The 12650-nt window shown below is 62.6% G+C and carries 1 protein-coding gene (only partly in view); it reads left to right on the top strand.

The features are described 5' to 3' along the window. Positions 1-6 precede the first annotated feature (6 nt). Positions 7-12650 carry the 5' portion of an SAM-dependent methyltransferase gene (locus VPK24_RS07095; RefSeq protein WP_393011676.1) on the top strand. Its footprint extends 16351 nt past the window's final position, so the window shows 12644 of its 28995 coding nt (coding positions 1-12644); it begins with the start codon at positions 7-9; the stop codon falls past the right edge of the window.

Genomic DNA, 12650 nt, shown 5'->3' with positions numbered 1-12650 from the left:
GTCCAAATGGGACAACTGTCCCCCCAGGAGGCAGCTCGTCGCCTGGCTGTTGGGGAAATGAAGGCTGAGGTTCAACCCCAGGGTGCTCCGCAATTACCCTTGACGGATTCTGATCTAACCGGTGTGCTCTATCGTCCGGCTTGGCATTTGCTCCCGGCTCCGACTGTGCCGCCGGCCACCGCAACGGCTACCCCGGTCTGGATTTATGGGGCAGCGGTTGAGGCGGCTCAGGGGATTCCGGGCGATCGACCCCCAATCAACGGGGCCAAACCGGATGTCCATTGCTCCGACCTCAATTCCCTTGATCTCAATCCCCTCGACCCACAGCACCAATGGATTCAGCAGCTCGCGACGGCGCTGGGCCCCTCGGTTCAGTTGCGATCGTGGGCCACTGATTCAGCGTCAGAAGCGGCCTTGATGGCGGATTTAGAAAGGGCGATCGAGTCGCTCACCATTGTTTGGGTCGATCGCGGGCCGAGCACCGACTGGCAGTCACCTGCTTCAGCCTTGGCCACCCTGCAAGGGGAAACCATTCCCGCCCTGCTGCGCCTGATTCGGGCCATCCATCACCAAGGCAAAGCCGCCAACCTCACCCTGAAGCTGATCACCTTCAATACCCACCGGGTGCTGGATTCGGAACAGACCTCGCCCCCCACCTTGCCCATGGGAGCCGTCTTGGCGGGGATCGTCAAAGTCCTGCGGCGGGAATATCCCAGCCTGCGGGTCACCGGCTTTGACCTCGATCTTCACGATCCCCATTGGCAGGATGCCACCACGGCCGCCGCTGGTTTCCAGCAATTGATGGCCGATCCGGGGGATCCCTGGGGCCGTGCGATCGCCTGGCGACGGGGCCGGCGGTTTGTGCAAACCCTCGCCCAACTCTCCGGCCCCAGCGCCACTATGGGCGGCTCCCAGCCCAGTCCCATGCTGACTCCCCGGGGGGTAGTGGTGATTGCGGGTGGTACGGGCGGTATTGGGCGCACCATTGGCCAATGGTTGGCGGAACAGTGCCAATCGCGGGTGGTGTTGCTGGGGCGGCGGGCCCTGAACGAGACCATTCAACAGCAGCTCACCCAGATTCAACAGGCGGGCGGCGAGGCGGCCTATCTACAGGCGGATATGACCGATCCGCAGCAACTGCATCAAGCTTTTCAAACCACGCTCGATCGCTTTGGCCAAATCGATGCGGTCATCCACTCGGCCCTGATTCTGGAAGATAGCGCCCTCCATCGGCTGACGGAGGCGGCCATGGCCCGTGTGTTGGCTCCCAAGGTGGCGGGATCCCTGTATCTGTCTCAGGCGGCGATCGCCTCCGGGGCCAAGCTGTTGGTTTTCTTCTCCTCGGCCAATGTGTTCTATGGCACGCCGGGCCAAGCCAACTATGTGGCCGGCTGCACCTTCAAGGATGCCTGGGCGGGTCAGTTGGCCGGCTCTGGTTTGATTCAAGTGCAGTCCCTGAATTGGGGTTTTTGGGGCGAGGTGGGCATTGTGGCTTCCCCCGACTATCGGGCCCGCATGGCGCAACTGGAGGTGGCGGGCATCGACTGCGCCCTTGGGTTAGCGGGGTTTGCTTGGATGCTGGGCAGTGGTCTGCGTCAGTCCCTGGTCTTGCGCTGTGGGGAGGCGATGCGCCGGGAGTTGGGGTTAACGGGCGATCGCCCTGTGCAGAGTCAACTGCCCGATGCCGGAGCCTACCTATCGGCGGCCCTGGCCCGAATGGGCGATCGGACGGATCCGGTGGCGGATCAGTCCCTGGCTGAATCCTTGGCGGTCTTGGAGGAAGTGAGTCAGTTGGCGCTGCTGGCGGCTTTTCCGCAGCGCTCTGATCTGGCCACCACCCATGAAGGGGCCCGATCCCTCAGCTTGGCCCTGTTTCCCCAGTGGGAAGCGGCGGCGGCCCGACCCGGGTGGCGCGAACAGGCCGCCCAGTGGGAAGCGGTGCGCGATCGGGTTGCCCAGCAGTTCCCCGAACTGACTCCCCATCTCCAGTTGCTATCCGCCTGTGTGGCGCAATATCCCCGGCTGTGGCGGGGGGAAGTGGCGGGCCATGAAATTCTGTTTCCCCAGGGTTCCAGTGAGCTGGTGGCTCCGGTCTATGCCAGTGGGTCTTTGGCCCAGCGAATGAATGCCACGGTGGTGGCGGTGTTGGCAGCCTGGCAAGCGGAACGGGGCCCCGATCGCCCCCTGCGGATTCTGGAAATTGGAGCAGGCACGGGAGCCACGGCCGCCGTCGTTTTGGCGGCCCTGCAAGATCACCCGCAACTCAGCTACGTTTTCACCGATATTTCTCCCGCCTTGGTGCGCCGAGCCACCGATCGCCTGGGTCACTATCGCGGCTGCCAGTTCCAAACCCTGAACATTGAACAAGACCCGATCGCCCAGGGATTCACCCCAGGGAGTTTCGATGTGGTCTTGGCGGCCAATGTGCTCCATGCCACGGCGAATATGGATGCCACCCTGAGCCGGGCGAAGTTGCTGCTGGGCAGCCATGGTCTGCTGATTTTGGCGGAGGCCACCTCCAGCCAGCTTTTCTCGACCATGACCTTTGGGGTCACCAAGGGCTGGTGGGCCCATGACTCTGACCAACAACGCCTGCCCGGGGGCCCCCTGTTGGATCCCCAAGGTTGGGAAGCCCATTTGGTCAGCACAGGGTTTCAAGGGGTTCGGGCGATCGCCCTTGGGGCCCCGACAGCCAGCGCGATCGGCCCGGCCAGTGCGCCCTATCACGTGATTGTGGCGGAAAGTGACGGTTGGATCCCCGAAACGGCCTTGCTCCCGATCGCCCCGTCCGCCCATGCCGGTGCGCACCCTCGCGCTCAGGCCAGTGCCAAGAATGCCGACGCAGAGAGCGCCAGTGCCAATGGTGCAAATAACGCAAATAACGATCCCAACACAAGTGTCCCTGCGGGCCCAGAATCCGGGCGATCGCCCCAATCGGTCGCCAGCCATCGGGCAACCCTGAAGGGAATTTTTGCCCAAGTTTTGAAAATGGATCCCGCCGAACTGGCCACCGAGGTCACCTTTGAGGCGATGGGGGTGGATTCGCTGACGGTGTTGCAGTTAACCGAAGCCCTGGAGCGTCACTACGGGTCTTTGTCCAAAACCTTGCTCTATGAATACCCCACCCTCAGCCGTTTAGGGGCTTATTTCGATCAAAACCATGCCAGTTCCTTGCCCCCGGCCCCCAGTCCTGCGTTAACGAGTCCAACGCCTCCTCACTCACCGTCAACCCATTCGGTGTCAACCCCTTCGATCGCGATCGACTCTACGGCGACTAGCTCCCCGGTGTCCGAAACGCCCGCGATCGCCTCGGCGGCTCCCGATGTTCCCAGTGCGGCCTCTCTCACCGCCGAGGAACCCGATCGCCCCCCGGTGGCCCCCGAGACAGCGGCCATTGCGGCCATGGACTGCCTGCCCGCCAACGGTGACCAACCCTTAGCGATCGTGGGGCTGGCGGGTCGCTATCCCCAGGGCGAAACCTTGGAAGCCTTTTGGCAAACCCTGGCTGAAGGTCGCAGTGCCATTCAAGAAGTGCCCGCCGATCGCTTTGATTGGCAGCAGATTTTTGACCCCCAAGGGGGCGATCGCCAGAGCTACAGCCGCTGGGGTGGGTTCATTCAGGATGCGGATAAATTTGACGCGGCCTTCTTTGGCATTTCCCCCCGGGAAGCGCGGGATATGGATCCCCAAGAACGGGTGTTTTTGGAAACCGTTTGGGCCTGTTTGGAAGATGCGGGCTATCCGCCCCAGCGCCTGAAAGCGGCCGTTCGTCGGGCCAAGGCTGAGGGCGATCGGGCGGCGGGGCGGCGGTTGCCGGGGAATCGCAATGATGTGGGGGTTTTTGCGGGAATTACTTACAGCAACTACCAGCTCTACGCGATCGAGCAGTGGCAACGGGGGCAACGGGCCGGGGCCCATGCGGCCTTTTGGTCCGTGGCCAATCGCACCTCCTGGCTGTTTGACTTCCAAGGGCCCAGCGTGAGTGTGGATACGGCCTGCTCCTCCTCGTTGGCGGCGATTCACTTGGCCTGTGAAAGCATTCGGCGGGGTGAATGTCGAGCCGCGATCGCTGGCGGGGTGAACTTGATTTTGCATCCCCTGCACCTGGTGAACCTCAGCCAGTTGCGGATGCTCGCGCCCGATGACCAATGCCGGGCCTTTGGGGCGGGAGCCAACGGGTTTGTGGATGGTGAAGGAGTAGGGGCCATCCTGATTCGTCCCCTGGCCGATGCCCTGGCGGCGGGCGATCGAATCCGGGGCGTAATTTTGGGATCGGCCATGAACTCTGCCGGCCGCACCCAAGGCTATACCGTGCCCAATCCCCTGGCCCAAGCGGATTTAATTTTGGATGCCTTGGAACAGGCGGAGGTTGATCCCGCCACGATTCAATATGTGGAAGCCCATGGCACCGGAACCGCCCTTGGGGATCCGATCGAGATTCGGGGCCTAACGGAGGCTTGGCGCAAACACACCACAGCCAACCAAATTTGTGCGATCGGCTCCGTCAAGTCCAACATTGGCCACCTGGAATCGGCGGCGGGCATTGCCGGTTTAACCAAAATTCTCTTGCAGTTCCAGCATCGCGAACTGGTGCCTTCTCGCCACAGCGAAACGCCGAACCCACTGATTCCGTTTGCGGAAACCCCGTTCTATCTGCAAACCGATCGCACCCCTTGGCCAACCGAGATTCACCGCCCAAGGCGGGCGGCCCTCAGCAGCTTTGGAGCCGGGGGAGCCAATGTGCATCTGATTGTGCAAGAGGGGCCAGAGTCCGTCCGGCGAGAGTTGTTGTCGGTTCCCGGTTCAGCAACTTTCCTCCCCGCAGGCGATCGCGCCGTTGACGGGGCAGTTGACGGGGCAACCGATGCCGGAACGGGTGAAACCCCAGCAGCCCAAGACATCACCGAAGAAATCATCGTTGTTTCAGCCAAATCTGCCGCCGCCTTGCGGGCCCAAGTGGAGCAATTGCTGCAATATCTGCGGGATTTATCCCCCGATGGCGATGCTTGGCGCGATTTTGCTTGGACGTTGCAGGTGGGCCGGGCCGCCATGCCCCATCGTTTGGCCCTGGTGGCGGCCTCAGCGGTGGACTGCTGTGAACAGTGGCGTGCCTTTTTAACCGAAGCAACCCTGTCTCAGGGGTGGGTGGGCCGCGTTACGCCCCAAAGCCAAGAGGCCGCTGAGGCCCAGGCTTCCACCTTGCCCGACCTTTGGGCCGCGCGGCGCTACGCCAAAATTGCCCGGTGGTGGGTTCAAGGGGGAGATCCCGATTGGGAAGCCTTGCCCCGATCGCAGCCCCGCCGTCTGTTGACCCTGCCCACCTATCCCTTTGAACGAGTGCGCTACTGGCCTGTGGAGGCGGATGAAGAGTTGATGTTTTCTCCCTCTGGATCGTCTGCTGGATCGTCTGCTGGATCGTCCGCTGCCCCTCAGCCGATCGATCAGTTCATTGAACAGCCCACTGATCAAGAAGACTTTCGACTGTTGGTGCCGCGTTGGTTTGCGGCCCCTCGGCCCGTTGCCCCGCCCCAACGATCAGGGCTGCATTTGATTGTTCAGCGATCGCCCTCCCCTTGGGCAGAGGCCCTAGCCCAGCACTATCGCAGTTTGGGGGAAACCAGCCAGGTGTTGACCCTCACTCCGTTGGCGGGAGAAGCCCTGTGGCGCGACTGGCTGGCCCAGACGACCCCGATTGCCAGCATTGACTTTTTGGGGATGATTGATGCCTGCGACTGGCAGGACGCAGTGGATGATTCCTGGGCTTTGTTGCAAGGCATTCAAGTCTTGGCCCACCGTCACGATCCGCTGCCCCTGTTGCGAATTGTGACCCAAAGGGCCCAATCGGTAGTTCCGGGCGATCGACTCATGCAGCCTTGGGCCGCGCCGGCGATCGGCTTGGCCCGGGCCTGCCGCGTTGAATGTCCAAGCCTGCCTGTGGTTTGCATTGATTTAGAGGCAACGGATCCTGCCCAAGCGGCGGCCCAAATTGCCGGAGAACTGCGGGGCGATGGGGCCCTGGAGGTGGCCTGGCGATCGGGTGAGCGTTGGGTACGGGGCATGGCCGAGGCGGAACCGACCCCGGCGACTGCGAATCCCGATCGATCCCAAGGTTCCGCGATGCCGACCCTGCGAGATCGGGGTGTCTACCTGATTGTGGGCGGTGCATCCGGGGTGGGGCTGGAGGTGGCCCAATGGCTGGCGGATCAGGTGCGGGCCCGGTTGGTGTTGCTCGGGCGATCGCCCCAAGGAGAGCGCCAAACCCAGGCGATCGCCCAGATTCGCCAACGGGGCGGCGATGCCCTGTATCTACAGGCGGATGTGAGCGATCGGGCGGCGTTGCGGGCGGCCCTGACCCAGGCCCGACAACAGTTTGGCCCCATCACCGGGGCGATCCATTCCGCCATGGTCTTGGCTAATCATCCCCTCACCGCCATGCCGGCCAAGGCCTATCGCACCGTGCTTGCCCCCAAGGTGGCCGGCAGCGTGGCCCTGATCGAAGCCCTGCGCGAAGATCCCCTAGACTTCGTTTTATTCTTCTCCTCCCTGGCTTCCTTTGCGCCCACGCCGGGCAGCGCCAACTACGTGGCCGCCTGTGCCTTTGAAGATGCCTTTGCAACCTATCTCCAGGACGTGCAAGGTCTGTCTGCCTCGGTGATCAATTGGGGATTTTGGGGAGATGTGGGCCAATTGTCCACGGAAGCCGGCCGAACCCGCCTCGCCCAATGGGGGGTGCAGGCCATGGGGCGCGCCCTGGGCCTGCGATCGTTCGCCATGGTTTTGCAACGGGGCTTGCGCCAGGCCATTCCCTTGCGAGCTTCCGCCAAGGTGCTGGATTTGCTGGGATTCCGCTCGCCGGCCGTTTTGGCGGACTACGGGGCCAACTCGATACCGACGGTGGCCGATCCGGGCCGATCGGCCTGGGGAGCGGCCCAAGACTACGTGGCGCGATCGACCCTGGATGTGCCTCGCTATATTCAAGCCCTCCAGGAACTCGACGACCTCAGCCGCTGGTATCTAATCCGCGTTTGGGTGGAGTTTGATCTGTTTCCGGCCCCGGGAGAGTGGCGGACTCTGGAGCAGTTGCGACAACGGCTCTATCGATCACCCAAATACGATCGCCTTTTGAAGGCCCACTGCAACCTGCTGGCGGCCCATCAAGTGCTGGAGTTGCGGGGAGATGGAGAAGCGGTTCGATCGGGCCCAGCCCTGCCGGCCATCCGGGCCGCCCTCAACCCTGCGGCCCTGACGGAGCGCCACCGGGATTTTGTGCAGCGCTACCCGGACATGGTGGGTTTCACTCGGGTCTTGGAGGCCTGTTTGACCGTGGTGGACTACGGGGCCGTTCTCCAGGGACAAAAATTGGCCACGGAATTATTGTTCCCAGCCTCATCCCCGGATTTGGTGACGGGGATGTATCGCAATAATCCCTGGGTGGATCACTTTAACCAGGTGCTGGCGGCGGCCTTGGGCGGCGGGCTGGCGGCCCAAGCGGGGCAGCCCCTGCGGGTTTTGGAAGTGGGTGCGGGAACCGGCTCCACCACGCAATTTACGTTACCGGTCGTGGCGGCCCTGGCCGATCGGCTGGTGTATGACTTCACCGATGTGTCCCAAAGCTTTTTGCAAGCGGGCAAGGCGGCTTTTGGCCAGACCTATCCCTTTGTGCAGTTCCGGCTGTTTGATCTCGATCGACCCGCCGAAGCCCAAGGCTTTGAATTGGGGGCCTACGACGCGATCGTCGCGACCAATGTGGTTCATGCCACGCGCCAAATTCAGCGATCACTCAGTCACCTTGCCCAACTGCTGAAACCCGGCGGCCTGCTGCTGTTGAATGAGCTAACCCACAAATCGGATTACCAAACCATCACCGTTGCCCTGCTGGATGGGTGGTGGGCCTTTGAGGATGCGGCGGTGCGTCTGGAAAATTCCCCCCTGCTGCCTCCCCAAAACTGGGTGCAACTGCTAGCGGCGGCCGGCTTAACGGTCGGCTCCCCCTCCGGCTCAACGGCAGAATCGGGCCTGGGCAATGCCTATCAACAGCTCTTTATTGCGGCCCGGACTGCGACGGCCAGCTCCCCGAAGGCGGCTCCTGTCTTGGTTGGGCCCGCCGCCGATTCCCCTGTCCCGATCGCCCCTGTCCCGATCGCCCCTGACGATCGCCCCTCTCCCGCACGCATTTTGGCCATTAGTCAAGAGTTGGGGCAAATGATCGCGGCGGTGCTGGAGATGGATCGCCAGCCGGATCCTGAGCAAACGTTTGCGGATTTGGGGGTGGACTCAATCCTGTCTTCCCAAATTGCCCGGCGCATCAATGCCCGGTTTGGCAGCGAGATCGCCCCCACGGACTTTTATCGCTATGCCACGCCCCTGGAAATGGCCACCTATTTGGAATCCCAGGTGGCGGCAACCCCGGCTCCGACAGCACCGGCCCCGCCGCCAGTGGTGGGTTCCGTGATCAGTCCAGCCCGGATCAATCCATCGCTGGGTTCAGGGATGGCGGTGGAGCTGACGGCAGCCGCTCCTGCGGGTATGACTGCCGGGAATTCCCAGGTCGCCACGCCGCAAACCCCGGTCGGAACCGCTCCCGATCGCGCCGGGACAGAGGCGATCGCTGTGATTGGTCTCTCCTGCCGGTTCCCCGGGGCCCGCAATGCAGATGAATTCTGGGACGTGCTGCGATCGGGACAAACTCCCTTCTCCGACCTGACCGAACGGTGGGGCATTGCCAGCGATCGGCCCCTGCGAGGGGGGTTGCTGCCCGATGCCCTGGCCTTTGATCCGCTCTTTTTCCGGCTGTCTCCTCGAGAAGCGGCCCAAATGGATCCCCAACAGCGGGTTTTCTTAGAAGAGGCTTGGAAGGCGATCGAAGATGCTGGGTATGCTCCCGAATCTCTTGCAGACACGCGCTGTGGTGTTTACGTGGGAGCCGCCCACAACTTCTATGGCATTGATAGCCCAGACAACAGCGGCCAGAACGGCTCCGCGAACCGTGAACCCAACGCCATGGCCTCCTTGGGGGCATCCATGGCCATCTTGCCTGCGCGGATTGCCTATCACCTCAACCTCAAGGGCCCGGCGATTCCCGTTGATACCGCCTGTTCTTCCTCCCTGGTGGCCTTGCACTTGGCCTGTCAGGGATTGCTGCAAGGGGATTGTGATTTGGCCCTGGCGGGCGGGGTGGCCCTGCTGTTGCTCTCGCCCAGGGTGCATCAATTTTTGGACTACAGCGGAATGCTGTCGGCCACGAATCAATGCCGACCCTTTGACCAGGCGGCCAATGGGTTTGTGCCGGCTGAAGGTTGCGGGGTGGTGATGTTGAAGCGCCTCAGCGAGGCCCAACGGGACGGCGACGCAATCTATGGGGTAATTCGGGCTTCGGGGATGAACCAGGATGGGCGCTCCAATGGGATTACGGCTCCCAATGTCCAAGCCCAAGCCGAACTGGAACAGGCCCTCTACACCAAGGGGCAAATTGACCCCAGCACCCTGAGCTATGTGGAAGCCCATGGCACGGGTACAAAACTGGGCGACCCGATCGAGCTGCAAGCCCTCACGAAAGCGTTTCGGCATTGGACCGACGCTAAGCAGTTCTGCGCGATCGGCTCGGTGAAGGGCAACATTGGCCATGCCATGGCAGCGGCGGGCATGGCGGGCTTCATCAAAGTGCTCCTGAGCTTGAAGCATGAGGCCTTGCCCGCTTCATTACATGTGCAAACGCCCAATGCCGCCTTTGATTGGCATCAATCCCCGTTTTATGTGCCCACACAGCCTCAGCCCTGGCCGCGCCAGGGGGATCGTCCCCGGCGGGCGGCCTTGAGTGCCTTTGGCTTCAGCGGCACGAATGCCCATGTGGTGATTGAAGAGGGCCCCGCCCGGGAACCTTTGCCTACCAGTTCGTTTAGTTTGCCTTGGCGGGTGATTCCGGTGTCGGCCCAATCTCGCCCGGCCCTGGAGCGCAATTTGGCCCAGTTGGCCGCCTGGGCCGATCGCAATTCGGCCGCTTCCTTGGCGGATGTGGCCTGGACGCTGACCTTTGGCCGGCAGCATTTCGACTGTCGAGCGGCGTTGGTGGTGCAGTGGACGGCGGATTTGGCGACGGCCTCACCCCTGCGGGATCCGGCCGCCGTGCCCGCGTCCTTGCCCCATGCGGCCCAAATCCGGGAGTTTCTGTCGGGAGCGGCGATCGCCTGGTCTGAGGTCTGGGAGGGGCCGCCCGGTCGGCGGATTTCCTTGCCCGCCTACGCCTTTGAGCGAGACATTTGCACCCTTACGCCCCCGGTGGCTCCGACCCTGGCCACCCCAGTGATCCCAGCGGCCCCGATCGAACTAACGGAACCAACTCCCCTCGCGCCGGAGCCACCGATTGAGGATTGGCTCGATCGCACCTTGCACCGGGTGGAGGCCCAAGCCAGCCAGCAGGGAGACCCGCTCGTCGGTTGGGAAATGGTGTTTGAGCGTTTGGATAATCTGGGTGCGTTGGGACTGTTGGCCACCTTCCAACAGGCGGGGGCCCTGCGGGAAGCTCACCGCCCGATCGCCCCCGCAGCCTTGCAGGCCTTGATTCAGCTTTCCCCAGACCATCAATTGCTGTTTGCGGGCCTGTTGGCAATTCTCCAAAACACCGGATGGCTGGTGGAGGTGGCGGGGGAACTGGCGCTGAATCCCGATCGCCCCGAAGGTTGCGCTTCCCAGTTAGCCGCCACGCGATCGCGCTTGGAAGCAGAACTGCGCAGCCAATGCCCAGCTTGCCGCCCTTATCTCGACCTGCTGCAACTGTGCCTGAATCATTACCCGGATTTGTTGGCCGGGCGCTTGGCCGTCACGGATTTGCTCTACACCCCCGAGGTTTTGCCCTGGGTGGAAGCGATTAACCGCGACAATCCCCTTTCGGATTACTTCAATGGGTTGGTGGCCACCGCCGTGGTCACCGCCGTGCGCGATCGGGCGGCCCAGCCCGGATCAGCACCCATCCAAATTCTGGAAATTGGTGCGGGAACCGGCGCGACTACCGCTTCGGTGTTGCAAGCCTTGGTTCCCCTCGGCTCCCAGGTGGTTTATCACTTTACGGATTTGTCGCCGGCCTTTGTCCAACGGGGGCGCAATCGCTGGGGCGAGCAGTTTCCCTTCACCCGCTATGCTCCGCTGGACATTGAAGCGGATTTGGCCAGCCAAGGGTTTGTCCCCGGTCAATTCGCCATTATTTGCGCGGCCAATGTGCTCCATGCCACACGCCGCATTGATCACACCCTGGCCCAAGTGCATCAGCTCCTGGCCCCTGGAGGGTTGGTGATTCTCAGCGAAGTTTGTCACTTCGAGGTTTTTGCGACCCTCACCTTTGGCTTAACCCGGGGCTGGTGGCTGTTTGAGGATGCTCCCAACCGCATTCCCCACTCACCGTTGTTGACCCCGTTGAATTGGCGGCGTTGCCTGGCGGCCCAAGGCTTTCCCCGGGTGCGCACCTTGGGTTTGCGCCATCCCCAATCGCCCGAAACTTACCTGCAAAGTTTGATTGTGGCTCAACGCAGTCCGCAGTCTGCGGCCCCTGCGGTTTCCCCTTCGCCCGATCGAGTGACCGATCAGGTGTCGGATCCATTACCCAGCCCAGCATCTAGCCAATTCCCCAATCCAGGGCCTCAGCCATCCTTCCAGCCCGCACCTGCGGTGATGCCCCCAACGATCGCCCAGCCCGCTTCTGCCGTTCCTGCCTCGGCCCAGGGTGGCCCCGATCGCTGTGAGCAACGGGTTGTGGAATTGTTGGCGAATTATCTGAATGTGCCGGCCGATCGCCTGGATCCCAAGCGCCCCTTTTCCGATTTGGGGGTTGATTCGATCGTGGCGATCGAGCTGATCAAGCTGCTCAATGCTGAGTTGGCCATTGAGTTGCGATCGACGGATCTGTTCAACTACCCCACCGGGCGGCAATTGGCCCGCCACATTGAGCAAGCCTTTCCCGATTGGCGACGGCCCGCCGCACCGCCGATCGGGACGGTTCCTGCTCCCGAGGCCGCACCCTTGCCCCAAGCGGCCACGCCCCCGGTATCCTCGCCTGCGACCAAGCCTCCCGGTCGTCAAATTGCGATCATTGGCATGGCTGGCCGGTTTCCCGGGGCCCAGAATTTGGCGGAATTTTGGCAGGTGATCCAGCGGGGCCAGCCGGTGGTGAGTGAAGTGCCGCCCGATCGCTGGGATTGGCGGGCCATCTATGACCCCGATCGACTGGCTCCCCACAAAACCCCCAGCCGCCACGGGGGCTTCCTCGATGACGTGGGGGCGTTTGATCCGGCCCTGTTCCAAATTTCGCCTCGGGAAGCGGAGTTTATGGATCCGCAGCAGCGCCTGTTGCTGATGGAAACCTGGGCCGCCCTGGAGGATGCGGGCTATCCGCAGCAGCGCTTGGATGGCAGCCGCACGGGCGTGTTTGTGGGCGCGTCGAGTGGCGATTATTGGGAACTGTTGCTGGAATCGGGGCTGCCGGTAGATGGCTATACCTTCACGGGTAACGCGGGGGCGATGTTGCCAGCGCGCATTGCCTACTGGTTGAACCTGAAGGGGCCTACCTTGGCGATCGACTCGGCCTGTTCTTCGTCCCTGATTGCGGTGCATACCGCCTGCGAAAGTATCGAGCAGGGCCACTGCGACTTGGCGATCGCGGG

The organism is Limnothrix redekei LRLZ20PSL1 (genome assembly GCF_043235035.1).
Taxonomy (GTDB): Bacteria; Cyanobacteriota; Cyanobacteriia; order CACIAM-69d; family CACIAM-69d; genus CACIAM-69d.
The sequence above is the reverse complement of the archived record's forward strand: the minus strand, read 5'-3'. Positions and strand labels throughout refer to the sequence as shown.